23 protein-coding genes are annotated in these 25,979 nt (G+C 63.2%); 15 read left to right on the forward strand and 8 right to left on the reverse strand.

Going from position 1 to position 25,979, the window contains the following annotated elements:
• Positions 1–46: 46 nt before the first annotated feature.
• From ACNFCH_RS05145 to mreB, 4 genes are all read right to left on the reverse strand, one after another.
• Entirely contained in the window at positions 47–646 is a 600-nt protein-coding gene (locus ACNFCH_RS05145) for a Maf family protein (RefSeq protein WP_416742380.1), read from the reverse strand.
• 31 nt (positions 647–677) lie between these two features.
• On the reverse strand, positions 678–1,166 hold the full coding sequence (mreD, locus tag ACNFCH_RS05150) for a rod shape-determining protein MreD (RefSeq protein WP_196162903.1): 489 nt from the start codon (positions 1,164–1,166) through the stop codon (positions 678–680).
• Positions 1,166–2,176: a rod shape-determining protein MreC gene (gene mreC / locus ACNFCH_RS05155; protein ID WP_416742391.1), complete on the reverse strand. Its 1,011-nt coding sequence runs from the start codon at positions 2,174–2,176 to the stop codon at positions 1,166–1,168. The genes mreD and mreC overlap by 1 nt, the downstream gene beginning before the upstream one ends.
• A gap of 211 nt (positions 2,177–2,387) precedes the next feature.
• Entirely contained in the window at positions 2,388–3,425 is a 1,038-nt protein-coding gene (gene mreB / locus ACNFCH_RS05160; RefSeq protein ID WP_003255163.1) for a rod shape-determining protein MreB, read from the reverse strand.
• A gap of 201 nt (positions 3,426–3,626) precedes the next feature.
• Here mreB and gatC point away from each other — a divergent pair, with 201 nt between their 5' ends.
• The 6 genes from gatC to ACNFCH_RS05190 all read left to right on the forward strand — a co-directional run bounded on the left by gatC (position 3,627) and on the right by ACNFCH_RS05190 (position 8,849).
• Entirely contained in the window at positions 3,627–3,914 is a 288-nt protein-coding gene (gene gatC / locus ACNFCH_RS05165; protein WP_416742381.1) for an Asp-tRNA(Asn)/Glu-tRNA(Gln) amidotransferase subunit GatC, read from the forward strand.
• A 15-nt stretch (positions 3,915–3,929) separates the two neighbouring features.
• Complete coding sequence (gene gatA, locus ACNFCH_RS05170; protein WP_323114509.1) at positions 3,930–5,381, forward strand: Asp-tRNA(Asn)/Glu-tRNA(Gln) amidotransferase subunit GatA; 1,452 nt, start codon at positions 3,930–3,932, stop codon at positions 5,379–5,381.
• Between the two features lie 11 nt (positions 5,382–5,392).
• Complete coding sequence (gatB, locus tag ACNFCH_RS05175) at positions 5,393–6,838, forward strand: Asp-tRNA(Asn)/Glu-tRNA(Gln) amidotransferase subunit GatB (RefSeq protein ID WP_337158813.1); 1,446 nt, start codon at positions 5,393–5,395, stop codon at positions 6,836–6,838.
• A gap of 139 nt (positions 6,839–6,977) precedes the next feature.
• A complete protein-coding gene (locus ACNFCH_RS05180) occupies positions 6,978–7,352 on the forward strand; it encodes a septal ring lytic transglycosylase RlpA family protein (RefSeq protein WP_337158812.1) in 375 nt (124 codons plus the stop codon).
• 61 nt (positions 7,353–7,413) lie between these two features.
• Complete coding sequence (locus tag ACNFCH_RS05185) at positions 7,414–8,457, forward strand: calcium/sodium antiporter (protein WP_416742382.1); 1,044 nt, start codon at positions 7,414–7,416, stop codon at positions 8,455–8,457.
• A 17-nt stretch (positions 8,458–8,474) separates the two neighbouring features.
• Entirely contained in the window at positions 8,475–8,849 is a 375-nt protein-coding gene (locus ACNFCH_RS05190) for a carboxymuconolactone decarboxylase family protein (protein WP_070093023.1), read from the forward strand.
• Positions 8,850–8,970: 121 nt separating this feature from the next.
• On the opposite strand, the gene ACNFCH_RS05195 is transcribed toward ACNFCH_RS05190, so the two are convergent.
• The 4 genes from ACNFCH_RS05195 to ACNFCH_RS05210 all read right to left on the reverse strand — a co-directional run bounded on the left by ACNFCH_RS05195 (position 8,971) and on the right by ACNFCH_RS05210 (position 14,039).
• The gene (locus tag ACNFCH_RS05195) at positions 8,971–10,329 is read right to left on the reverse strand and encodes an amino acid permease (RefSeq protein ID WP_337158810.1); all 1,359 of its coding nucleotides are present in this window, start codon (positions 10,327–10,329) and stop codon (positions 8,971–8,973) included.
• Between the two features lie 54 nt (positions 10,330–10,383).
• Positions 10,384–11,325 (reverse strand): AEC family transporter, encoded by a 942-nt coding sequence (locus ACNFCH_RS05200; protein ID WP_416742383.1) that lies wholly within the window; start codon positions 11,323–11,325, stop codon positions 10,384–10,386.
• 897 nt (positions 11,326–12,222) lie between these two features.
• Positions 12,223–12,783 carry a response regulator transcription factor gene (locus ACNFCH_RS05205; RefSeq protein WP_070093026.1) on the reverse strand — a complete coding sequence of 187 codons (561 nt, stop codon included), beginning with the start codon at positions 12,781–12,783 and terminating at the stop codon, positions 12,223–12,225.
• On the reverse strand, positions 12,780–14,039 hold the full coding sequence (locus ACNFCH_RS05210) for an ATP-binding protein (protein ID WP_196162910.1): 1,260 nt from the start codon (positions 14,037–14,039) through the stop codon (positions 12,780–12,782). The genes ACNFCH_RS05205 and ACNFCH_RS05210 overlap by 4 nt, the downstream gene beginning before the upstream one ends.
• A gap of 198 nt (positions 14,040–14,237) precedes the next feature.
• Here ACNFCH_RS05210 and ACNFCH_RS05215 point away from each other — a divergent pair, with 198 nt between their 5' ends.
• The 9 genes from ACNFCH_RS05215 (at position 14,238) to ACNFCH_RS05255 (ending at position 25,850) form a co-directional block, all read left to right on the forward strand.
• Positions 14,238–14,954: an SIMPL domain-containing protein gene (locus tag ACNFCH_RS05215; protein ID WP_043208170.1), complete on the forward strand. Its 717-nt coding sequence runs from the start codon at positions 14,238–14,240 to the stop codon at positions 14,952–14,954.
• 340 nt (positions 14,955–15,294) lie between these two features.
• The gene (locus tag ACNFCH_RS05220) at positions 15,295–16,920 is read left to right on the forward strand and encodes an ABC transporter substrate-binding protein (protein ID WP_416742384.1); all 1,626 of its coding nucleotides are present in this window, start codon (positions 15,295–15,297) and stop codon (positions 16,918–16,920) included.
• A gap of 163 nt (positions 16,921–17,083) precedes the next feature.
• Positions 17,084–18,676, forward strand: coding sequence for an ABC transporter substrate-binding protein (locus ACNFCH_RS05225; protein WP_416742385.1), 1,593 nt, complete (start codon positions 17,084–17,086; stop codon positions 18,674–18,676).
• Between the two features lie 162 nt (positions 18,677–18,838).
• Positions 18,839–20,215, forward strand: a complete 1,377-nt coding sequence (locus ACNFCH_RS05230) for an OprD family porin (RefSeq protein WP_337158022.1) — start codon at positions 18,839–18,841, stop codon at positions 20,213–20,215.
• 66 nt (positions 20,216–20,281) lie between these two features.
• Positions 20,282–21,877 (forward strand): ABC transporter substrate-binding protein, encoded by a 1,596-nt coding sequence (locus ACNFCH_RS05235; RefSeq protein ID WP_416742386.1) that lies wholly within the window; start codon positions 20,282–20,284, stop codon positions 21,875–21,877.
• Between the two features lie 78 nt (positions 21,878–21,955).
• Positions 21,956–22,966 (forward strand): ABC transporter permease subunit, encoded by a 1,011-nt coding sequence (locus ACNFCH_RS05240; protein WP_196162915.1) that lies wholly within the window; start codon positions 21,956–21,958, stop codon positions 22,964–22,966.
• Between the two features lie 10 nt (positions 22,967–22,976).
• Entirely contained in the window at positions 22,977–23,903 is a 927-nt protein-coding gene (locus ACNFCH_RS05245) for an ABC transporter permease subunit (protein ID WP_196162916.1), read from the forward strand.
• 10 nt (positions 23,904–23,913) lie between these two features.
• Positions 23,914–24,882: an ABC transporter ATP-binding protein gene (locus ACNFCH_RS05250; RefSeq protein ID WP_196162917.1), complete on the forward strand. Its 969-nt coding sequence runs from the start codon at positions 23,914–23,916 to the stop codon at positions 24,880–24,882.
• Positions 24,882–25,850 carry a peptide ABC transporter ATP-binding protein gene (locus tag ACNFCH_RS05255; protein WP_070093035.1) on the forward strand — a complete coding sequence of 323 codons (969 nt, stop codon included), beginning with the start codon at positions 24,882–24,884 and terminating at the stop codon, positions 25,848–25,850. Before ACNFCH_RS05250 ends, ACNFCH_RS05255 begins: the two co-directional genes overlap by 1 nt.
• Positions 25,851–25,979 lie beyond the last annotated feature (129 nt).

Here is a 25,979-nt window from a genome sequence, read left to right on the forward strand (position 1 = left end):
CTCGTCAAAGGTCTTCGGTAATGATGGATCGCAGTCAGGTAGCTGGCTAGCGCGGCGCTGGAACCTCGTGCTGTTGCCAGCAGGCAATGGCGAACTGACCAAGCAGATCGGCGGTTTCGCTCAAGGGAAGGCCGACCACGGCTGAGTAGCTGCCGACAAGGCCAGTGACGAAGACCGCGCCAAGGCCCTGGATGGCATAGCCACCGGCCTTGTCCTGCGGCTCGCCGCTGGCCCAGTAGCGCTCGGCCTCGCTTGCGCTGATCGCTCGAAAACGCACGGTGCTCGCCACGCAGGCACTCAGGCAACGCCGGCCGTCGCTCAAAGCGACGGCAGTGAGCACCTGATGTTCGCGATCGGAAAGGTCGGCCAGCATGGCCAAGGCATGTTCACGGCTTTCGGGCTTGCCGAGGATACGCCCCTTGAGCACCACGGCGGTGTCGGCGCCCAGCACCACTCCTGGGCTTTGGACCTGGGCAAGACCTGCGGCCGCCTTGGCCCGAGCCAGACGCTCGACATAGTCGGCGGCGCCTTCGCCAGGCAGCGGTGTTTCATCGATGGGGGCGGCGACCTGAGTGAACGGCACGCCGATCTGGGCCAGCAGTTCACGACGGCGCGGGGAGCCTGAGGCCAGGTACAGCGGGGTCATCGACATCTCCCTGTCAGATTCGGCATCGCGGTCAGTTGATATGCAAGCGTCGACGCAAATCGCGCAGGGCAAAGCTGATCCATGGCCAGAGCAAGGCACTGATGACCGCCGACCAGACCAACGCCAGGGTGGGTAGGCGATTGCCGGTCAGCGCACTCAGCCAGAGCTGGATCAGCTGGGCAATGCCGAAGATCACCAGAATCACCAGACTCTGCTGCCACATGGGATACATACGCAGGCGCTGCTGCAAGGACAGCACCAGGAAGGTGATCAGCGTCAGAATCAGGGCGTTCTGCCCTAGCAGGGTGCCATACAACACGTCCTCGGCCAGGCCGAGCATGAATGCGGTGGTCATGCCGACCTTGTTAGGCACCGCCAAGGTCCAGAAGGATACCAGCATGGCCAGCCACATAGGCCGGAACACTTCCATGAACTGGGGCATGGGCGAGACACTGAGCAACAGGCCGATGATGAATGTCAGCCAGATCACCCAGCCGTTCTTGCTGCGGGAGCGAGCCATCATTGTCTCCGGGAGGGGGGCGGTGCCGCGGGAGCCGCTGCCGGCGTGGCAGGGGCAGCAGCGGGTGCGGGGACGACGGGTGCGACAGGTGCGGTCGCGGGGGCCGGTGTCGCGGCAGGCGCACCCTCGCCGGCACCCTGGCCGCTGTTGCCCGTCGCGCCTTTGCGGTCGGCCTCTTCCTGGGCAATCCCGGCATCGGTGGCGCGCTGCTCGGCCGTACGACGATCGCTGAACACCAGCAGCATGTAGCGGCTGCGGTTGAGCGCGGCGGTGGGGATGGCGCGCACGATTGCAAACGGCTGGCCGGAATCGTGGATCACTTCATTGACCGTCGCCACCGGATAACCTGCAGGGAAGCGCTGGCCCATCCCGGAGCTGACCAGCAGGTCGCCTTCCTTGATGTCGGCGGTGTCAGCCACATGACGCAGTTCCAGGCGCTCCGGATTACCGGTGCCGCTGGCGATGGCCCGCAGGCCGTTGCGGTTGACCTGGACCGGAATGCTGTGGGTGGTATCGGTGAGCAGCAACACGCGCGAGGTGTAGGGCATCAGCTCGACCACCTGCCCCATCAGGCCACGCGCATCGAGCACCGGCTGACCGAGGAACACGCCGTCACGCTCGCCCTTGTTGATGAGGATGCGGTGGGTGAACGGGTTGGGGTCCACGCCGATGAGCTCGGCCACTTCGACCTTCTCGTTGACCAGCGCCGAGGAGTTCAGCAGTTCGCGCAGCCGCACGTTCTGCTCGGTCAGGGCCGCCAATTTCTGCAGGCGCCCCTGCAGCAACAGGGCCTCGGTCTTGAGCTTTTCGTTTTCCGCGATCAGCTCGGTACGGCTGCCGAACTGGCTGGCCACACCCTGCCACAAGCGCTGTGGCAAGTCGGTGACCCAGTAGGACTCCATCAGTACCAGCCCCATCTGGCTGCGCACCGGTTTGAGCACCGCGAAGCGCGAATCGACCACCATCAGCGCGACCGACAGCACCACCAGTACCAGGAGACGAACGCCCAGCGAGGGGCCCTTGGAGAAAAGCGGTTTAATGGGCCGTTCCTCGTGGACGACGATTCAGGAGGTCATTGGACATGAAGCAATGCACCAGCCTGCTTGCGGGTTGACGGAAACGACGCCCGGACGGACGCCAGCCCAGCGCATACAGGTAGCACTGTGCGTGCTACCTGTAAACCGGGCGAACACAATCCATGCGTGCATGGACCGCGCGGGATCACTCGCTGGAGAGCAGGTCCATGGCGTGCTTGTCCATCATCTCCAGCGCACGACCACCACCGCGGGCGACGCAGGTCAGAGGGTCTTCGGCGACGATCACCGGCAGGCCGGTTTCCTGGGCCAGCAGCTTGTCGAGGTCGCGCAGCAACGCGCCACCGCCGGTCAGCACCAGGCCACGCTCGGCGATGTCGGAGGCCAGCTCTGGTGGCGACTGCTCCAAAGCGCTCTTGACCGCCTGGACGATGGTTGCCAGCGATTCCTGCAGGGCTTCGAGCACCTCATTGGAGTTGAGGGTGAAGGCACGCGGTACACCCTCGGCCAGGTTGCGGCCACGGACGTCGACTTCGCGCACTTCGCCGCCCGGATAGGCGGTGCCGATTTCCTGCTTGATGCGCTCGGCGGTGGATTCACCGATCAGGCTGCCGTAGTTGCGGCGCACATAGGTCACGATGGCTTCGTCGAAGCGATCACCGCCTACCCGTACGGATTCGGCGTAGACCACACCGTTCAGGGAAATCAGGGCGATCTCGGTGGTACCACCGCCGATATCCACGACCATCGAGCCGCGGGCTTCTTCTACCGGCAGGCCGGCACCGATGGCTGCAGCCATCGGCTCTTCGATCAGGAACACCTCACGGGCACCGGCCCCCAGGGCGGACTCGCGAATGGCGCGGCGCTCTACCTGGGTCGATTTGCACGGCACGCAGATAAGCACGCGCGGGCTGGGCTGCAGGAAGCTGTTTTCGTGAACCTTGTTGATGAAATACTGCAGCATTTTTTCACAAACGCTGAAATCGGCGATCACGCCGTCCTTCATCGGACGAATGGCAGCGATGTTGCCAGGCGTACGGCCCAGCATGCGCTTGGCCTCGGTACCGACCGCGACGACGCTTTTCTGGTTGCCGTGGGTACGAATGGCAACAACCGAGGGTTCATTCAGGACGATACCGCGCTCACGCACGTAGATAAGGGTGTTGGCAGTACCCAGGTCGATGGACAGATCGCTGGAAAACATGCCACGCAGTTTCTTGAACATGGGAAAGTGACCCTAGGCAAAGCGTGGGTAAAAAAGTGCGGCAAACTCTAACAATGGCGGGGATTTTGGGCAAGGAGCCAATATGTTAAATTGGCAGTTTTTCCGAGCACGCCAGCAGATGATCGCGGCCGTATGACCATCAATAGGCTGGCATGTTCCTCACCACGGACCCTATCCGTTCCGTTTTTCCTGGAGATCCCCATGGCGCTTCAACGCTGCGACGTGGAAAAGATCGCCCATCTGGCCCGCCTGGGCCTGAATGAAGGCGAACTGCCACGCATTACCGATGCCTTGAACAGTATTCTCGGGCTGGTCGACCAGATGCAAGCCGTCGACACCAACGGCATCGAACCCCTGGCCCACCCTCTGGAGGCCAGCCAGCGTCTGCGCCCCGACCAGGTTACCGAAAGCAATCAGCGTGAACACTACCAGGCCATCGCCCCGGCGACCGAAAACGGCCTGTACCTGGTTCCTAAAGTCATCGAGTAAGGGAAAGAGCCTGCCATGCATCAATTGACCCTGGCCGAGATCACCCGTGGACTCGCCGACAAGTCGTTTTCCTCCGAAGAGCTGACCGGCGCCCTGCTGGCGCGCATCAAGCAGCTCGACCCACAGATCAACAGCTTCATCAGCATCACCGAAGAGCAGGCCCTGCAGCAGGCCCGCGCCGCCGACGCCCGCCGCGCCGCCGGCGAGAACAGCCCTCTGCTCGGCGCGCCCATCGCCCACAAGGACCTGTTCTGCACCAACGGCATCCGCACCAGCTGCGGCTCGAAGATGCTCGACAACTTCAAGGCGCCCTATGACGCCACGGTAGTCGCCAAACTGGCCGAAGCCGGCATGGTCACCCTGGGCAAGACCAACATGGACGAGTTCGCCATGGGCTCGGCCAACGAATCCAGCCACTATGGCGCGGTCAAGAACCCCTGGAACCTCGAGCACGTGCCCGGCGGTTCGTCGGGTGGCTCCGCCGCCGCAGTGGCCGCACGCCTGCTGCCGGCCGCCACCGGCACCGACACCGGCGGCTCGATCCGCCAGCCAGCCGCGCTAACCAACCTCACCGGCCTCAAGCCGACCTACGGCCGCGTCTCGCGCTGGGGCATGATCGCCTACGCCTCGAGCCTCGACCAGGGCGGTCCGATGGCTCGCACCGCCGAAGACTGCGCCCTGCTCCTTCAAGGCATGGCCGGCTTCGACGCCAAGGACTCCACCAGCATCGACGAACCGGTGCCGGACTACAGCGCCAGCCTGAACGCACCGCTTGAAGGCCTGCGCATCGGCCTGCCCAAGGAGTACTTCGGCGCCGGCCTCGATCCACGCATCGCCGACCTGATCCAGGCCAGCGTCAAGGAGCTCGAAAAGCTCGGCGCGGTGATCAAGGAAATCAGCCTGCCGAACATGCAGCACGCCATCCCGGCGTACTACGTGATCGCGCCGGCCGAGGCCTCCTCCAACCTGTCGCGTTTCGACGGTGTGCGCTTCGGCTACCGCTGCGAGGAGCCCAAGGACCTCACCGACCTGTACAAGCGCTCCCGTGGCGAAGGCTTCGGCATCGAAGTGCAACGACGCATCATGGTCGGCACCTACGCCCTGTCGGCTGGCTACTATGATGCCTACTACGTCAAGGCGCAGCAGATCCGCCGCCTGATCAAGAACGACTTCATGGCCGCCTTCGAGCAGGTCGATCTGATCCTCGGCCCCACCACGCCAAACCCGGCCTGGAAGCTCGGCGCCAAGAGCAGCGACCCGGTCGCCGCCTACCTGGAAGACGTCTACACCATCACCGCCAACTTGGCCGGTCTGCCGGGCCTGTCGATGCCGGCGGGCTTCGTCGAAGGCCTGCCGGTCGGCGTGCAACTGCTGGCCCCGTACTTCCAGGAAGGCCGCCTGCTCAACGTCGCGCACCGCTACCAGCAAGTCACCGACTGGCACACCCGCGCCCCTAACGGCTTCTGAGGAATTCACACATGCAATGGGAAGTTGTGATCGGGCTGGAGATTCATACCCAGCTCGCCACCCAGTCGAAGATCTTCTCCGGCAGCGCCACCACCTTCGGCTCGGAGCCGAACACCCAGGCCAGCCTGGTCGACCTCGGCATGCCCGGCGTACTGCCGGTGCTGAACCAGGAAGCCGTACGCATGGCCTGCATGTTCGGCCTGGCGATCGACGCCGAGATCGGCAAGCGCAACGTGTTCGCGCGCAAGAACTACTTCTACCCGGACCTGCCCAAGGGCTACCAGATCAGCCAGATGGACCTGCCGATCGTCGGCAAGGGCCACCTGGACATCGCCCTGGAAGACGGCACCATCAAGCGCATCGGCATCACCCGTGCGCACTTGGAAGAAGACGCCGGCAAGAGCCTGCATGAGGACTTCAGCGGCTCCACCGGCATCGACCTGAACCGCGCCGGCACACCACTGCTGGAAATCGTCTCCGAACCAGACATGCGCAACGCCAAGGAAGCCGTGGCCTACGTCAAGGCGATCCACGCCCTGGTGCGTTACCTGGGCATCTGCGATGGCAACATGGCCGAAGGCTCGCTGCGCTGCGACTGCAACGTCTCAGTCCGCCCGAAAGGCCAGGTCGAATTCGGCACCCGCTGCGAGATCAAGAACGTCAACTCGTTCCGCTTCATCGAGCGCGCGATCAACAGCGAGATCCAGCGTCAGATCGACCTCATTGAGGACGGCGGCAAGGTCATTCAGGAAACCCGTCTGTACGACCCGAACAAAGACGAAACGCGCTCGATGCGCAGTAAAGAAGAAGCCAACGACTACCGTTACTTCCCCGACCCGGATCTGCTGCCGGTGGTGATCGAGGACGCCTTCCTCGAGGCTACCCGCGCCAGCCTGCCGGAGCTGCCACAGCAGAAGGTGGAGCGCTTCCAGAGCCAGTACGGCCTGTCGGCCTACGACGCCAACGTGCTGGCCGCCAGCCGCGAGCAAGCTGACTATTTCGAGGACGTCACCCGCATCGGTGGCGACGCCAAGCTTGCCGCCAACTGGGTCATGGTCGAGCTGGGCAGCCTGCTCAACAAGCTGGGCGTGGAGATCGACCAGGCGCCGGTCACCGCCGAACAGCTTGGCGGCATGCTGCTGCGCATCCGCGACAACACCATCAGCGGCAAGATCGCCAAGACCGTGTTCGAGGCCATGGCCGCCGGTGAAGGCGACGCGGACAGCATCATCGAAAGCAAAGGCCTCAAGCAGGTCACCGACACCGGCGCGATCGACAAGATGCTCGACGAGATGCTCGCCGCCAACGCCGAGCAGGTCGAACAGTACCGCGCCGCCGATGAGGCCAAGCGCGGCAAGATGTTCGGCTTCTTCGTCGGCCAGGCGATGAAGGCGTCCAAGGGCAAGGCCAACCCTGGGCAAGTGAACCAATTGCTCAAAGCCAAGCTCGAAGGGTGATTCCGTTCTGGGGCTGCTAGGCAGCCCATCGCCGGCTTCGCCAGTTTCCGCAGGAGGCACAGCCGCTATCCTGTAGGATCTGGCGAAGACTGCGATGGGGCGCGTAGCGCCTCAACACCGCAGTCCTGGAGCTTTCGACTTGATCAAGCGTTCCCTCGGCACCTTCGCTCTCCTCTCCTTGCTGGCCGGCTGCGCCAGCCACGACATCGACTCCCGCGGTTACGACCAGACCGGCACCGCTTCCTATTACGGTTCCCGCCACCACGGCAAACGCACCGCCAGCGGCGAACCCTTCAACCAGCATGGCCTGACCGCCGCCCACCGCAGCCTGCCCTTCGGCAGCCGCGTGCTGGTGACCAACCTGGCCAACAAGCGCAGCGTCGTCGTACGCATCAACGACCGCGGCCCGCACACCCGGGGCCGACTGATCGACCTGTCACGCGCTGCAGCAGAAAAAATCGGGATGATCCGTAGCGGAACGGCGCGAGTCCGGGTACAAGGGCTGAGCGACTGATCTGACAGGAGTCTCCACCATTTTCGACCTGGCCACCCTCCCCACCTTCAGCCTCCTGCAATTGGGGCTGGGCCTGGTATTGCTCATTCTCGGCGCCGAGCTGCTGGTACGCGCAGCCCTGCGGCTGGCCTCGCGTTTGCACGTTCGGCCACTGATCATCGGCCTGAGCCTGGTGGCCTTCGGCAGTACCGCGCCGCAACTGACCGTGAGCCTGCAAGCGGCCTATCAGGGCGCCCCGGACGTTGCGCTAGGCAGCGTGGTCGGCAGCAATATCTTCAATGTGCTGGTGATTCTTGGCCTGGCCGCGCTGATCATACCGCTGCGCGTTTCCCGGCAACTGGTCCGCCTGGATATCCCGCTGATGATCGCCGCCAGCGCGCTGGTCTACCTGCTGGCGAACAACGGGCAGCTGGGACGGTTCGAAGGCCTGCTGCTGTTGCTTGGACTGCTGGGCTACTTGGCCATGCTCTGGCACCAGTCACGCCACTATGCCCGCACCTATCCCGCTCCGGAGGCCGTTCACAGTAGCGCTCCGCGCTTCTGGAGCGGCGCGGCGCTACAGGTGCTTTTCGGCCTGGGCCTGCTGAGCCTGGGCGGGCACCTGCTGCTGGAGGCGGCGGTCGAGGTCGCCACCGACCTGGGCCTTTCCGAGCGGATCATCGGCCTGACGGTCGTCGCGGTCTGCACATCGCTGCCTGAACTGGCGGCAGCACTGATCGCTGCCCTACGAGGTGAACGAGAGATCGCCGTGGGCACGGTGATCGGCAGCAACCTGTTCAACCTGCTGGCGGTGCTGGGCCTGACCGCCCTGGTCACGCCCACGCCTCTTTCCATCTCGCCCAATGCCCTGGACTTCGACTTGCCCGTGATGCTGGGCGTCGCGGCGCTGAGCCTCCCGGTGTTCTACTCCGGCTACCGGGTCACCCGCGCCGAAGGCCTGGTGTTCCTTTGCCTGTATCTGGCCTATGGCCTGCACGTAGTGGCGTTCACCACTGGCATGCCGCTGGCGGGTCGCCTGGAACAGCTCATGCTTTTCTACGTAATGCCGGTGCTCGGCCTGGTGCTGTTGTACACCACGGTGCGTGCCTGGCGCCGTCAACACTAGCCCTCAAGGAAAACAAGATGGCCGATCATGAAAAATCCGGCGAGCAGATCCGCCGCCAGGTCATGGGCGATGCCTTCGTCGACCGCGCGCTGAACAACGCCACCGACTTCACCCAACCGCTCCAGGACTTCGTCAACGAACACGCCTGGGGTAGCGTCTGGGCTCGCGACGGGTTGCCGCTCAAGACCCGCAGCCTGATCACCCTGGCAGCATTGACGGCTTTGAAATGCCCTCAGGAGCTCAAAGGCCATGTGCGCGGCGCGCTGAACAATGGCTGTACCGTGGAGGAGATTCGCGAAGCGCTGTTGCACTGCGCCGTCTACGCGGGCGTGCCGGCGGCGATCGATGCGTTCCGCGCGGCACAGGAAGTGATCGACAGCTACGAAGGCTGAACCTGCCTTTCCACATCCAGCCTTTTCGCGGATAGACCCGGCCCCACCGGTATGACGCAGCCTTCACTGAAGGCGCAATACGGTGGGAACGGGTTCATCCGCAAAAAGGCCGCCGACGCGCTTATCTGGCCTGACGAGCTTTCTTTAGTTTGAAGGCCACCCACAACACCGCGATCCATAGCGGGATCAACATCACGGAAATGCGGATCGGTGGCGTCAGGTACATCACCACCAGGATCAACACGATGAACGCCAGGCACAGGTAGTTGGACAGCGGGTGCCCCAGGCTGCGGTAGAACGGTGTGATCCCCGCCGCCAGCTTGGCCTTGCGGAACTTCAAGTGGGTGATACTGATGCTCGCCCAGTTGATCACCAGTGCCGAGACCGCCAGCGCCATCAGCAAACCGAACGCCTCGCCCGGCATCAGGTAGTTGATCAGCACGCACAGCCCCGTTGCCAGCGCAGAGACACCCAGCGCGGTCAACGGTACACCACGGCGACTGACCTTCAGCAGTTGGCGCGGCGCATCGCCCTGGCTGGCCAGGCCGAACAACATGCGGCTGTTTGCATACACGCAGCTGTTGTACACCGAGAGCGCCGCGGTCAGTACCACCACGTTGAGGATGGTCGCGACCAGATCGCTGTCCAGCTCATGGAAGATCATCACGAACGGGCTGCCGCCCTGCACGACTTTCTGCCAAGGGTAGAGCGACAACAGCACCGCCAAGGCGCCGATGTAGAAGATCAGGATGCGATAGACCACCTGGTTGGTGGCCTTCGGGATGCTTTCGCGCGGGTTGTCCGCTTCCGCGGCGGTGATCCCCACCAATTCCAGGCCGCCGAAAGAGAACATGATCACCGCCAAGGCCATGATCAACCCGGTGACACCATTGGGGAAGAACCCGCCGTACTGCCACAGGTTGGCCACACTCGCGTCCGGCCCACCATGACCACTGCCCAGCAGCCACGCGCCAAAGCCGATCATGCTGACGATGGCTACCACTTTGACCAGGGCGAACCAGAACTCCAGTTCACCGTAGACCTTCACCTGGGTCAGGTTGATGGCGTTGATCACCACGAAGAAGATCGCCGCCGTGGCCCAGGTGGGGAAATCCGGCCACCAATACTGCACGTAGATGCCCACCGCAGTGAGCTCGGCCATACCGACCAGGACATAGACCACCCAGTAGTTCCAGCCGGAGACGAAGCCTGCGAATTCGCTCCAATACTGGTGGGCGAAGTGACTGAAGCTGCCGGCGACAGGCTCTTCGACCACCATCTCGCCCAGTTGGCGCATGATCAGGAAAGCCATCAGGCCGGCGATGGCGTAGCCCAGCAGTACGGACGGGCCGGCCAACTGGATGGTCTGGGCGATTCCCAGGAAAAGCCCGGTGCCGATGGCCCCGCCCAGCGCGATGAGCTGGATATGGCGATTCTTCAGCCCGCGCTGCAACCGCTCGGGCGTGCTCTGGTCTTGCATGAAGTGTCCTCAGTTCGGGAGGCAGTGTTGTTGGTGTTGTTTGCAGTCAAGGATCTAGATCCATCCGCCCCACTGCAAGATGAAAATGCCGATATTGGTGGTGATCGCAGCAAGTAGCGTGGTGATCACGATGATCGAGGCCGCCAGTTCATGATTGCCATTGGCAGCTCGTGCCATCACGTAGCTGGCTGCGGCGGTCGGGCTACCGATGTAGAGGAACAGGATGCCCAGTTCCGCGCCTCGGAAGCCCCACAACCAGGCGCCCAGGGTGCCGAGCAATGGCAGCCAGACGACTTTGACCAGGCTGGCATCGATGGCCAGCTTGCCGCTGTCACGCAACGCCGCGAGGGACAAGGTGCCGCCGATGCAAATCAGCGCCAGCGGTAGGGTCATCTGCGCCAGGTAGTCGCTGGAGGTGAGCAACCAATTGGGCAATGGAACCTGGGCGTAGGCCATCGGTGCGGCGAGCAGCACGCTGATAATCAGCGGGTTGCTCAGGATGCTCTTGCAGATACTCCAGGGGTCAGATTTAAGGTCTGGGCTGTACACCGCCAGGACCACCACCGACAGTGAGTTGTACAGAAGGATCACCAACCCTGCGAGTACCGCCCCCAGGGAGATGCCGTAGTCGCCATACAGACTTGCAGCCAGGGCCAGGCCGATCACACCGTTGTTGCCGCGAAAGGCACCCTGGGTATAGATGCCGCGGTCGGCTGGCGGACAGCGCCAGATGGCCAGGCCCCAGGCCATGGCGAAGCCTGCCAGGGTGGCGATGATGAAATACACCAGAACCCCGGGTTTGACGGCTGTGGCGAGGTCGGCGTGATAGATGCCCAGGAACAGCAGGGCTGGCATGCAGACGTTGAAGACCAGGGTCGAGGCGACTTTGATGAAGTTGTCGTCGATCAGACGGATGCGTTTGAGGAGCACGCCCATGAACAGCATGGCGAACACCGGGGCCGTAATGTTCAGCGTCTGGATGAGGAGGGCGAGCATTGCGGGTCCTGGGGGGGGGTTGCCGTTAGGTGGCTAATGATACGCGAGTGGTGGAATTTGCGGGGAATTGGCGGTGATTTAGGAAGCTTCCTGCATGTTGGGCTTTCAGGCTGTGTGAATATCCAGGTTTGGTGGGGGCGCCACCGGCGCTTTTCGCCTTTACGGCGACCTACTTTTGCTCTTGGGCAAAAGTAGGCAAAAGCCGCTGGCTCCCACATCCGGCCCGGCGCTTCGCACCGGGTTCCCTCGCTGCGGTGTCTTGCGGGGCTTCGCGGCCTCCGGCTGGCTGCGCCAGCCTCCATCTCGCGACTTCGGCTCCCGCCGAAGGGCGCTGCGCGCCTGCCCCTACAGACACCTACACTCGGCCTCCTGAGGTCGCGATTGATGGTGTCTGGTCCATTGCGCATCAACGGCAACGGCAAACAAGCTAATTATTTGTTGTTTGTGCCGGCCCATTCGCGGGTAAACCCGCTCCCACAGGTTCACCGCTGCCCATGAGAGCGGCGCTGTACCTGTGGGAGCGGGTTCACCCGCGAATGGCCGGAAAACTCAACACCCACCTCACTGAAAAACAACGCCAGCCCAGGCGCCGCCTGTAACTTGCGCCCCATCAGCAGGCCGAGCGGAGGTGTCTGTAGGGGCAGGTGCGCAGCGCCCTTCGGCGTAGCCGAAGTCGCGAGATGGAGGCTGGCGCAGCCAGCCGGAGGCCGCGAGGCCCCGCAAGACACCGCAGCGAGGGGACCCGGTGCGAAGCGCCGGGCCGTATGCGGGGGCGCAGCGGCTTTGGTTACTTTGGCCAAGACCAAAGTGACCCGCCGTAAGGGCGGAAAGGTGACTAACCGTCGACAAATCAAACGGATAAGCCCACAAACCTCAAAACCAACAAACCACAAAGAATCACCGCCGCACAGGCCGCTTCTGCAACTTGCGCTGCAACGTCCGCCGATGCATCCCAAGCGCCCGCGCCGTCGCGGAAATGTTCCCGTCATGTTCGGCCAACACCCGCTGGATATGCTCCCACTGCAGGCGATCCACCGACATCGGATTCTCCGGCACCAACGAATCCAGGTCCGCATGCTCGGACAACAACGCCGCCAACACATCATCAGCGTCCGCCGGCTTGCACAGGTAGTTGCAGGCACCGCGCTTGATGGCCTCGACCGCGGTGGCAATGCTCGAATAGCCCGTCAGGATCAACACCCGCATCTCCGGGTCCAGCTCCAGCAACTTGGGCAGCAACGCCAGCCCCGAGTCGCCGTCCATCTTCAGATCCAGGGTCGCGTAGTCAGGCACGTCCTGCTTGGCCAGCACCAACCCCTCCTCGGCAGAGGATGCGGTACTTACACGAAATCCGCGGCGGCTCATTGCCCGCGCCATGACGCGGGTGAAGGTGGCGTCGTCATCCACCAGCAACAGGTGCGGCAGCTCTTCGCCTTCGACCAGGTTTTCTTCGCTCATCGTTCATCTCCTCGCTTGCCATGGGGCAGGCGCAGCTCGGTGAGGGTGCCGCCCTGTTCATGACTATAGAGTTTCACCGAGCCGCCAGCACGGGTCACGCTGGCCTTGCTCAGGAAGAGGCCCAGGCCGAAACCTTTGCCCTTGGTGGTAAAGAAGGGTTTGCCGATCGCCTCGGCGATGGCGATGGGGACGCCAGGGCCATGATCGCGGATCGTGATGATGATGTCCTGGGCATTCCAGTCCAAGCGAACTTCCAGATCCTCGGGGCAAGCATCGGCAGCGTTGTTCAGCAGGTTCAACAGGGCCTGGGTCAGGTCCGGGGGAGGCGTCAGGCACGGAACCTGGCCATCGCGCAGGCGCTGGAAGCGGTAGGTGGCCTCCGGACGCATGAGGTGCCAGCGGTTGAGCGCTTCATCCAGCCAGGCGGTCACCTCCTGCTCGACCACGCTCAGGCGGCGGTTGGCTTCGGCGGCGCGGACCAGTTGCTGCAAGGTCTCCTTGCACAGCTTGACCTGGTCCTGAAGGATCTCCAGGTCTTCCTGCAATTGCGGGTCGGCGTGGTCCTGACGCATTTCGTTGAGCAGCACGCTCATGGTCGCCAGGGGGGTGCCCAGCTCGTGGGCGGCGCCAGCGGCCTGGGTGGCCACGGCCAGCAACTGCTCGTCTCGCAGGCTCTCCTCGCGGCGATCGGCGCGCAGTTTCTCCTGGCGACGAAGCTCCTCGGCCATGCGTGCGGCGAAGAAGGTGATCACACCGGCTGCCAAGGCAATGCTCAGCCACATGCCGTAGACCTGCATCTTCTCCCGCGCCATGGGCAGGGTCTCGAGCGGGTAGAACTGCACCAGCAACAGGCTATAAGCCACCAGCGCGATACCGGACAGCACCAGCGAATAGATCCACGGCAAGGTCACCGCGGCGATCGCCAGCGGCACCAGGTAGTAGGATACGAACGGATTGGTCGAGCCGCCGGAGTAATACAGCAGAGCACTGTGGATCAGCAGGTCACAAGCCAGTTGCAGGGCATATTCGAGTTCGGTGACCGGCAGCGACAGGCGCAGGCGCAAGGCGGTGAAGGCACACAGCAACGACGACAGGGCCAGGGTCACGGCCAGCGACAGCCAGGGCAGCGGCACCAGCTCGGTCCAGTAGGCCACGCCCACGGAACCGGCCTGGGCGGCCAGGACCAGGATACGAATGAAGGTCAGACGCCAGAGATTCTGGCGGGTAGCGGACAGCGGATGGACGGCAGCGAGCATGAGCTCTCCTGATGAGTGCTCCAGGAAAATCGTCCGGAGTATACCGAAGCCAGACGCCCCGCTGCAGCGATGCGGCAAAGCGCCACACTTTGTCACAGGTTCATGATGGCATTTAGGAACCCACTACACTGTTCCCGGTCTGATGGGCCATGCGCGGGATGGACAACGCCCGCGCCTTCATTTGCAAAGGAGTCCTACATGCACATCCCTCGTCGTGGCACCGCGCTGATCCTGTCCTGTGGCCTGCTGGCCAGCCTGCCGGCGTTGGCGGACGATGCGCCGCGCTACAACCAGGTTTCGCTGCGCGCCGAAGTCACCAAGGAAGTGGCGCGCGACCTGATGGTCGTCACCCTGTACAGCGAAGCCCAGAACAACGACCCGGGCAAGCTGGCCAAGGAAATCACCGAGACCATGAACAAGGCCGTACAGCAGGCACGCCAGGTGAAGGACGTGAAGATCAGCCAGGGCAGCCGCAACAGCTACCCGGTCTATGACAGCAAAGGCCAGAAGATCACCGGCTGGCGCGAACGCGCCGAGCTGCGCCTGGAGAGCGCCGATTTCCCGGCCCTGTCCAAGCTCACCGGCGAACTGCTGCAGGACCTGAAGATGGGCGGCATGGACTTCTCCATCGCCCAGGCCACCCGCAAGAGCAACGAGGACGCCTTGCTCAAGGAAGCGGTCGACGCCTTCAAGGCACGCGCCCAACTGGCCACTGAAGCCCTCGGCGGCAAGGGCTACAAAGTGGTCAGCCTGAACCTCAACAGCAGCGGCTACCCCCGCCCGTACCTGCGCAGCGCGCCGATGGCGATGAAAGCCATGGCGGCCGATGAAGCCGCCCCCGCGCCGGACATCGAAGCCGGTACAAGCGAAGTCAGCATGAACGCCGATGGCCTGATCGAAGTCCAGATGCCCTGATCGATCACCATGAACCGAAGCGATGGGTGCAATGCCCGTCGCTTCGATGTTGATGCGTTAACTGGAACTGACAGTTCCAAAATCTCATTCCTACAGCGTTCCGGCCACTTTCCTATTGACTTCAAAGTTTGAAAATATCTGGCAAATTGCCTTCTAAAATCCCGCGCAAACGTTCAACTTTCATGAAAATTATATGGATGCGACATCCATGTACGTCAGTCCCACTATTTTGACGTCAACTATCCCTCTGCCTGTTGCATTGGCAATCTACCCTGCATAAGTATCCGCAGGTCGGCTCACGAGGCCGCCTCAATCGAAAAATGACAACAATGAGGCCACCATGCTTAAACACGCAGTCATTCCGTTCCTGGTCGGCGCAGGCTTGCTCGCCGGCGCACCCTCCGCGCTCGCCGCAACCAACCTGGTGTTCTGCTCCGAAGGCAGCCCCGCAGGCTTCGACCCTGGCCAATACACCACAGGAACCGACTTCGACGCCTCGGCCGAAACCATCTTCAACCGCCTGACCCAGTTCGAGCGCGGCGGCACCGCCGTCATCCCAGGCCTGGCGACCAAATGGGAAGTCTCCGACGACGGCAAGACCTACACCTTCCATCTACGCGAAGGCGTCAAATTCCACACCACCGACTTCTTCAAGCCGACCCGCGAGTTCAATGCCGACGACGTGTTGTTCACCTTCAACCGCATGCTCGACAAGAACCATCCATTCCGCAAAGCCTACCCCACCGAATTCCCCTACTTCACCGACATGGGCATGGACAAGAACATCGCCCGTCTCGAGAAGATCGACGATCACACCGTGCGCTTCACCCTCAACGAAGTGGACGCTGCTTTCATTCAGAACCTGGCGATGAGCTTCGCCTCGATCCAGTCCGCCGAATATGCCGACCAGTTGCTCAAGCAGGGTAAGGCGGCCGACATCAACCAGAAGCCGATCGGCACCGGTCCGTTCGTGTTCAGCAAGTACCAGAAGGACGCCCAGATCCGCTTCAAGGGCAACAAGGACTACTGGAACCCCGATGACGTGAAGATCGACAACCTGATCTTCGCCATCAGCACCGACGCCTCGGTGCGCATGCAGAAGCTCAAGAAGAACGAGTGCCAGGTCACCCTGTTCCCACGCCCGGCGGACATCGAGCCGCTGAAGAAGGATCCGAAGCTGCAGATGCCTGAACAGGCCGGCTTCAACCTCGGCTACATCGCCTACAACGTGATGGACAAGATCAAGGGCAGCAGCGAAGCCAACCCGCTGTCCCAGCTCAAAGTCCGCCAGGCGCTGGACATGGCGGTGAACAAGCAGCAGATCATCGAATCGGTGTACCAGGGCGCCGGCCAGCTGGCGGTCAACGCCATGCCGCCGACCCAGTGGTCCTACGACACCACCATCAAGGACGCCAAGTACGACCCGGAAAAAGCCAAGCAACTGCTCAAGGAAGCCGGCGTCAAGGAAGGCACCGAGATCACCCTGTGGGCCATGCCGGTACAGCGCCCCTACAACCCCAATGCCAAGCTGATGGCCGAAATGCTTCAGTCCGACTGGGCCAAGATCGGCATCAAGGCCAAGATCGTCAGCTACGAGTGGGGCGAGTACATCAAGCGTTCCAAAGGCGGCGAGCAAGGCGCCATGTTGATCGGCTGGAGCGGAGACAACGGTGACCCCGACAACTGGCTGGGCACCCTCTACGGCTGCGATGCCATGGACGGGAACAACTTCTCCAAGTGGTGCTACAAGCCCTACGACGACCTGATCAAGCAGGCCAAGGCGACGTCCGACCAGGCCAAGCGCACCGAGCTGTATCAAAAGGCCCAGCACATCCTCAAGGAGCAGGTGCCGATCACGCCGATCGCCCACTCCACCGTCTACCAGCCGATGAGCGACAAGGTGAAGGGCTTCAAGATCAGCCCCTTCGCACTGAACTCCTTCTACGGCGTCAGCGTGGAGAAATAGGGCCAGCCCCTGTGCCGTGGGCCTGAGCGCCCACGGTGACATTCCGCGCCACGAGCGCCACCCAAACACCAAGCGCCCTCCCGCTGCCACCCGCAACGGGATCGGACTCCTGTTGCCGCGATTCCTACCCGGTCGAGGCACGACAGACGCAAAAGGACTAGCCATGCGCCCCATCACCCTCTTCGGCACTTTGCTCGGCCTCGGCCTGATGACCCAGGCCCCAGACCTGCTCGCAAAGAGCCTGGTGTTCTGCTCCGAAGGCAGCCCTGCCGGCTTCGACACGGCCCAGTACACCAGCGCCACCGACAACGATGCCGCCGAACCGATCTACAACCGCCTGGTTGAATTCGAGCGAGGCGGCACCGCCGTGCACCCGGCGCTGGCGACCTTCTGGGAGATCTCCGAGGATGGCATGCGCTACACCTTCCACCTGCGCGAAGGCGTCAAGTTCCATGGCAACAAGGACTTCACGCCAAGCCGTGATTTCAACGCCGATGACGTGCTGTTCACCTTCAACCGCATGCTCGACAAACGACACCCCTTCCGCCAGGCCTATCCCACCGAGTTCCCCTATTTCATCAGCATGGGCCTGGACAAGAACATCGCCAAAGTCGACAAGACCGGCCCCCTGACCGTGGTGTTCACCCTCAACAGCGTCGATGCCGCGTTCATCCAGAACCTGGCCATGAGCTTCGCCTCGATTCTCTCCGCCGAGTACGCCGACCACCTGCTAGCCAAGGGCCGCCCCAGCGACATCAACCAGAAGCCGATCGGCACCGGCCCGTTCGTGTTCCAGCGTTACCAGAAGGACTCGCAGATCCGCTACAAGGGCAACCCGGCCTATTGGGCGCCGGAGCAGGTCAAGCTCGACAACCTGGTGTTCTCCATCAACATCGACCCGTCGGTACGTATCCAGAAACTGCGCCGCAACGAATGCCAGGTCACCCTGCACCCACGCCCGGCCGACTTGCCCGCGATCAAAGCAGACAGCAAGCTGACCGTCCTGCAGAAGCCAGGCTTCAACCTCGGCTACATCGCCTACAACACCCAGCATCCCCCCTTCGACCGCCTCGACGTGCGCCAGGCCATGGACATGGCCGTGAACAAGCAGGCGATCATCCAGGCCGTGTACCAGGACTCGGGCCAGGCCGCCGTCAATGCCATGCCGCCGACCCAGTGGTCCTATGACGACACCATCAAGGACGCAGGCTTCGACCCCGACAAAGCCCGCGAAATGCTCAAGGCCGCCGGCGTCAAGGAAGGCACCGAGGTCACCCTGTGGGCCATGCCCGTGCAACGGCCCTACAACCCCAATGCCAAGCTGATGGCCGAAATGCTCCAGGCCGACTGGGCCAAGATCGGCATCAAGGCCAAGATCGTCAGCTACGAATGGGGCGAGTACCTCAAGCGCATGAAAAGCGGCGAGCATGACATCGCCCTAATCGGCTGGACTGGTGACAACGGCGACCCGGACAACTGGCTGGGCACCCTGTACAGCTGCGATGCGATCGGCAGCAACAACTATTCCCTGTGGTGCGACCGTCAGTACGACACGCTGGTCAAGCAGGCCAAGCAAGTCACCGACCGCGAGCAGCGCACCCGGCTTTATCAGCAAGCCCAGCAACGTCTCAAGCAACAGGTGCCGATCACCCCGGTGGCCCATTCCACGGTCAACCAGCCGATCAGCGCCAAGGTCTCGGATTTTCGCGTCAGCCCCTTTGGACGCAACGACTTTTCCGGTGTGAGTGTTGACTGATTGCCAGCCCTCTTCGCGGGTTCACCCGCGAAGAGGGCGGTAGCGGCAACACAATTCCCCCGAATTTGCCCGGCGATCCCGCGGCAACCCTGGCAACACCGCAGCAAAACACCCGGCCCACAAGGCTTGGGAATAACTAGAAAATAGAAAGGGAGCTTCACCTTGAGACGTACAACCTTTACCGCACTGGCCCTGTCGATAGGCGCATTGTCCGCCACGGCCCAGGCCGAACCCGTCAGCCAGGACTTCATCCCGGTCACTGTCAAATCAAGCAGCGAGCAGGCCGAGGCCACAGGCTTTCTTGAAGGCCAGAGCCTGACCGGCAGCACGCGCAACTGGTACGCCCGCGAACGCGCCACCCGCGCGCCGCTGTTCAAGTACTACAAGAGCGACGGCACCCAGCATCGGACCCACAGCCGTGACAACTGGGTGCAGGGCACCATCCTCAACTACAGCTCTGGCTTCACCGAGGGCACCGTGGGCTTCGCCGTCGAGGCCGCCGGCTACAACGCCATCGCCCTTGAACGCGGCCGCGCCGCGGTCGCCGGGCCGAACAACCGCACGCTGACCCACAGCGATGGCGACGTGATCGGCCAGTGGAGCAAGATGGGCCTGGGCAACGTCAAGGCGCGTGTCTCCAACAGCACCCTTACCGTGGGCCGCCAGTCGGTGGACACGCCGATGATCTCCTACATCGGCAACCGCGCCTTGCCGTCGAGCTTCCAGGGTGCGTTCCTGCACAGCGCCGAATTCGACAACCTGTCGTTCGACCTGGGGACCTTCGACCGCGTCTCGCCACGTACCGAGCAGAGCCTGAGCAAATTCCGCAGCGAGTACGGCAATGGCGTCGAAACCGACCGCGCCAGCACCGCGGGGATCAATTACCAGCCGTTCAAGAGTCTCTCCACCAGCCTCTACACCACCAAGGTCGACGACTTCTGGAACCAATACTACTTCGGTGCCAACCATGTGCTGGGCGACAGCGCGGTGCTGAGCCTGACCACGGGCCTGAACTACTACAAGACCGTGGATACCGGCAGCAAGAAGATGGGCGAGATCGACAACGACACCTACAGTCTGTCGTTCGGCCTCACCCATCAGGCCCACACGCTGAGCGCCTCCTGGCAGCAGGTCAACGGCAACGAGTACTTCGACTACCTGCACGAAACCAACGGCATCTATCTCGCCAACTCGCTGCTGTCGGACTTCAACGGCCCCAACGAGAAATCCCTGCAGATCTCCTACGTGCTGAACATGGCCCCGTATGGAGTGCCGGGCTTGAAGTTCAACGTCTACAACGCCCGTGGCTGGGGCATCGACGGCACCCACTACCGAGGGGATGCCTACGACGTCAAAGGCATGGACGGCGAGACCCACTACGAGTGGGGCATCGGCACCAGCTATGCCGTGCAGAGCGGGCCGCTGAAGGACACCAGCATCCGCGCCACCTACACCGCCCACCGTGCCAGCAAGGCCCAGGCCGACGGTAGCCTGGACGAGCTGCGCATCGTCACCACCATTCCATTCAACATTCTCTGACCCAAGTGCCCGGCCCGCCGTGTGCGGGCCGAAGCGCTACGCTGGAACAATCTGCAGGGAGGTTTCATGACATCGCTACCACTGCGTGCCGCCCTGGCGGCCGTCCTTCTCGGCGCCGCGACCCAGCTCGCGGCCAAGCCGCTGGTGGTGTGCACCGAGGCGAGCCCGGAAGGCTTCGACATCGTCCAGTACACCACCGCGGTCACCGCCGATGCCTCGGCCGAGACCCTTTTCAACCGCCTGGTCGACTTCAAGCCCGGCACCACCGATATCCAGCCGGCGCTGGCCAAAAGCTGGGATATCAGCCCGGATGGGCTGACCTACACCTTCCACCTGCGCGAAGGCGTCAAGTTCCACACCACCCCTTACTTCACGCCCACCCGTACGTTCAACGCCGATGACGTGCTATGGAGCCTCAACCGCCAACTGGACCCGAACCATCCCTGGCACGACAAGACCAGCGTCGGCTACCCCTACTTCGAGAGCATGGCTTTCAAGGACTTGCTCAAGTCCGTGGAAAAGACCGATGACCACACCGTGGTGATCACCCTGACCCGCCCGGAAGCCCCCTTCCTGCGTGACATGGCCATGGCCTTCACCTCGATCTACTCGGCCGAGTACGGCGACCAGTTGCTCAAGGCCGGCAAGACCGGCGATCTGAACAGCAAGCCGATCGGCACCGGGCCGTTCATCTTCCAGCGCTACAACAAAGATGCCCAGGTCCGCTACAAACCCAACCCGGATTACTTCCGTGGCAAGCCACCGGCGGACGCGCTGATCTTCGCCATCGCCACCGACAGCAACGTGCGCCTGCAAAAGCTGCGCGCCAACGAGTGCCAGATTGCCCTGTACCCCAAGCCGGACGATGTGCCGGCGATCAAGGCCGATCCCAAGCTCAAGGTCGCCGAGGTCGAAGCGCTGGTCACCGGCTACATCGCCATGAACACACAGCACAAATACCTGAGCGATGTTCGTGTGCGTAAAGCCATCAACATGGCCTTCGACCGCCAACACCATATCGACCAGCTGTTCGGCAAGGGCAACGCGACCGAAGCGATCAACCCTTACCCATACACCATGCTGGGCAACAACGTGGGGATCCGGAATCCACCGCGGGATCTCGACAAGGCCCGGGCGCTATTGAAAGAAGCGGGCGTGCCGGACGGGACCGTGATGACCCTCTTCACACGCAACGGCGGTGGGCCGACCAACCCCAATCCGCGGCTTTCCGCCGAGATGCTCCAGGCCGATCTGGCCCAGATCGGCATCAAGCTCGATATCCGCGTCATGGAATGGGCCGAAATGCTGCGCCGTGCCAAGGCCGGTGAAGCCGACATGGTCTCCACCGGGTGGGCCAGCGACAACGGTGACCCAGACAACTTCCTCGGCCCGTTGCTCAGTTGCGAGGCCGCGAAGAACGGCGAGAACTATGCCCGCTGGTGCAACCCGAAATTCCAGGACCTGATCACCCGAGCGCGCACCATCAGCAGCGACGATGAGCGTCGGTGGGTCTATGCCGAAGCGATGACGGTGTACGATGAGGACCAACCGTGGATCAACATGGCCCATCCGAAGATGTTCACCGCCATGCGCCAGAACGTGGAGGGCTACGTGATCAACCCACTGACCAACAACAACTTCGCCACCACCAAGGTGAAGTGACACAACAACAACGACCGCCGGCGACCCACACGGGAACCGGCGGCACCGCCTGACCGGCTTAATGAGGTACACCCGACGATGTTGAGTTTTATTGCCCGGCGCCTCGGCTTGCTGATTCCGACCTTCTTCGGCATCACCCTGCTGACCTTCGCGCTCATACGCCTGATCCCCGGCGACCCGGTGGAAGTCATGATGGGCGAACGCAGGGTCGACCCTGAGATGCATGCCCAGGCCATGGAGCGCCTGGGCCTGAACAAGCCGCTGCCGGTCCAGTACCTGGATTACATCGGCAAGCTGGCCCAGGGCGACCTGGGCGAGTCTCTGCGCACGCGCGAGAGCGTGTGGAACGAGTTCCTCACGCTGTTCCCCGCGACCCTTGAACTGGCCTTCGCCGCCTTGCTGTTCGCGGGCATTGTCGGCCTCCTGGCCGGGGTGATCGCCGCGCTCAAGCGCGGTTCGCTGTTCGATCACGGGGTCATGGGCGTGTCGCTGGCCGGCTACTCCATGCCGATCTTCTGGTGGGGCCTGATCCTGATCATGTTCTTCTCGGTGAGCCTGGGCTGGACGCCGGTTTCCGGGCGCATCGACTTGCTCTATGACATCGAGCCGAAAACCGGCTTCATGTTGATCGACACATTGCTCAGCGACGAGGAAGGCGCCTTCAAGGACGCCGTCATGCACCTGATCCTGCCGGCCATCGTGCTGGGTACCATCCCCCTGGCGGTGATCGCCCGCATGACCCGTTCCTCCATGCTCGAAGTCCTGCGCGAAGACTACATCCGCACTGCCCGCGCCAAGGGCCTGTCGCCCGCCCGCGTGGTGTTCATCCATGGCCTGCGCAACGCGCTGATTCCGGTGCTGACCGTGTTCGGCCTGCAGGTCGGCACCCTGCTCGCCGGCGCTGTGCTCACCGAAACCATCTTCTCCTGGCCGGGCATCGGCAAATGGCTGATCGAAGCCATCGGTGCCCGTGACTACCCCGTGGTCCAGAACGGCATCCTGCTCATCGCCTGCCTGGTGATCCTGGTCAACTTCGTCGTGGACATCCTCTACGGCCTGGCCAACCCACGCATCCGTCATCAGCGCTGAGGCCCAAGCCATGACAAGCTCTATTCCAAAATCCGTCACACCGGCCAGCCCAGTGGACCAAAGCCTGCTCTACCCCTCCCCGTACAAGGAGTTCTGGCAAGCCTTCTCGCGCAACAAAGGCGCCGTGGCCGGCCTTGCCTTCATGTGCCTGATCGTGTTCTGCGCGCTGTTCGCCCCCTGGATCGCACCGCACAACCCGAGCGAGCAATACCGCGACTTCCTGCTCACCCCGCCGGTGTGGCTCGAAGGCGGCACCTGGCAGTTCATCCTCGGCACCGACGAGCTGGGCCGCGACCTGCTCTCGCGCCTGATCCAGGGCGCGCGGCTGTCGTTGTTGATCGGTCTGTCCTCGGTGGTGATGTCGCTGATTCCAGGCATCTTGCTCGGCCTTCTGGCGGGGTTCTTCCCGCAGATCCTCGGCCCTTCGATCATGCGCCTGATGGACGTGATGCTGGCCCTGCCCTCGCTGCTGCTGGCCGTGGCCATTGTCGCCATCCTCGGCCCTGGCCTGATCAACACCGTGATCGCCATCGCCATCGTCTCGCTGCCTTCCTACGTGCGCCTGACCCGCGCCGCGGTGATGGGCGAGCTGAACCGCGACTACGTCACCGCCGCGCGCCTGGCTGGCGCCGGTCTGCCGCGCCTGATGTTCGTCACCGTGCTGCCCAACTGCATGGCACCGTTGATCGTCCAGGCCACCTTGAGCTTCTCCTCGGCGATCCTCGACGCCGCCGCCCTGGGCTTCCTGGGCCTGGGGGTGCAGCCGCCGACCCCTGAGTGGGGCACCATGCTGGCCTCGGCCCGTGACTACATCGAGCGCGCCTGGTGGGTGGTGAGCCTGCCGGGCCTGACGATCCTGCTCAGTGTCTTGGCAATCAACCTGATGGGCGACGGCCTGCGCGATGCGCTGGACCCGAAACTCAAGAACGCCGCCTGAGGAGAACGCCATGTCACTGTTGCAGATCAACAACCTGAACGTGCGCTTCGGCGACGCCAATGCCGTGCCCGTGGTGGACGGCCTGGACCTGGCGGTGCAAGCCGGTGAAATCCTCGCCATCGTCGGCGAGTCCGGCTCCGGCAAGTCAGTCACCATGATGGCCCTGATGGGCCTGATCGACGCCCCCGGGCGCATCACCGCCGACGTGCTCAATTTCGATGGCACCGACATGCTCCGGCTCAGCGGCCGGCAACGGCGCAAGGTGGTGGGCAAGGACATCGCCATGGTCTTCCAGGACCCGATGACCGCGCTGAACCCCAGCTACACCGTGGGCTACCAGATCGAGGAGGTCCTGCGCCAACACCTGGGCCTGAAGGGCAAGGCCGCGCGCCAGCGGGCCCTGGAGCTGCTCAAGAAAGTCGAGATCCCGGCCGCCGAAAGCCGCCTGGACGCTTACCCGCATCAGCTCTCCGGCGGCATGAGCCAACGCGTGGCGATCGCCATGGCGATTGCTGGCGAACCCAAGCTGCTGATCGCCGACGAACCGACCACGGCGCTGGACGTGACCATCCAGGCCCAGATCATGGAGCTGCTGGTGAACCTGCAGAAAGAGCGCAACATGGCGCTCATTCTGATCACCCACGACCTGGCCGTGGTCGCCGAGACCGCCAAGCGCGTGTGCGTGATGTATGCCGGCCAGGCCGTGGAAGTAGGCCAGGTACCGGAGCTGTTCGACGTCCCCGCCCACCCCTACAGCGAAGCCTTGCTGGCGGCCATTCCCGAACACAGCATAGGTGCCGAGCGTCTGGCCACCTTGCCAGGGATCGTGCCCGGGCGTTACGACCGCCCCAAAGGCTGCCTGCTGTCACCGCGCTGCCCGTACGTACAGGACAACTGCCGCCAGCAGCGTCCACCTCTCGATCCCCAGGCTCATAGCCTGGTGCGTTGCTTCTATCCGCTGAACCAGGAGGTGGCGTGATGACCGTCGTTCTGTCCGCCCGTGAGCTGACCCGCCACTACGAAGTGTCTCGCGGCCTGTTCAAGGGCCATGCGCTGGTACGCGCCCTCAACGGCGTATCGTTCGAGCTGGAGGCCGGCAAGACCCTCGCCGTGGTGGGCGAGTCTGGCTGCGGCAAGTCCACCCTGGCCCGGGCCCTGACGCTGATCGAGGAGCCCTCCTCCGGTTCCCTGCAGATCGCCGGGACCGAGGTCAAAGGCGCCAGCAAGGCCGAGCGCAAGCAACTGCGCCGCGACGTGCAGATGGTCTTCCAGAGCCCCTACGCCTCGCTCAACCCGCGGCAGAAGATCGGCGACCAGCTCGCCGAGCCCCTGCTGATCAATACCGCATTGAGCAAGACCGAACGGCGCGAGAAAGTGCAGAAGATGATGGAGCAGGTCGGCCTGCGCCCGGAGCACTATCAGCGATACCCACACATGTTCTCCGGCGGTCAGCGCCAGCGCATCGCCCTGGCCCGGGCGATGATGCTGCAACCCAAGGTGTTGGTGGCGGACGAGCCAACATCGGCCCTGGATGTGTCGATCCAGGCACAGGTACTGAACCTGTTCATGGACCTGCAGAAGGAGTTCAACACCGCCTACGTGTTCATCTCCCACAACCTCGCGGTGGTGCGCCACGTGGCCGACCAGGTGCTGGTGATGTACCTGGGCCGTCCGGCGGAGATGGGACCCAAAGAGGACATTTACGAAAAGCCCCTGCACCCCTACACCCAGGCACTGCTGTCGGCGACTCCGGCGATCCACCCCGACCCGCTCAAGCCGAAGATCCGCATCGCCGGTGAGCTGCCCAACCCGCTCAACCCACCGGACGGCTGTGCGTTCCACAAACGCTGCCCGTATGCCACCGAACGTTGTGCCAAGGAGGTGCCAGCGCTGCGCCAGGTAAGTACGCGGCAGGTGGCGTGCCACTACGCCGAGCAGTTCCTGTAGATAACGGGGGCGGCTTCGCAGCCCTTTCGCGGGGCCCCGCCCCGCCCACCCCCCCCGGGAGGGGCGGGCCGGGGGGGCGCCACGGGCGCCCAGCCGCCCCCCGCAACCGCCCAGCCAGGCGAACCCCCA

Origin of the sequence: Pseudomonas sp. NY15354, assembly GCF_048068075.1 — a bacterium.
Taxonomy (GTDB): Bacteria; Pseudomonadota; Gammaproteobacteria; order Pseudomonadales; family Pseudomonadaceae; genus Aquipseudomonas; species Aquipseudomonas guariconensis_C.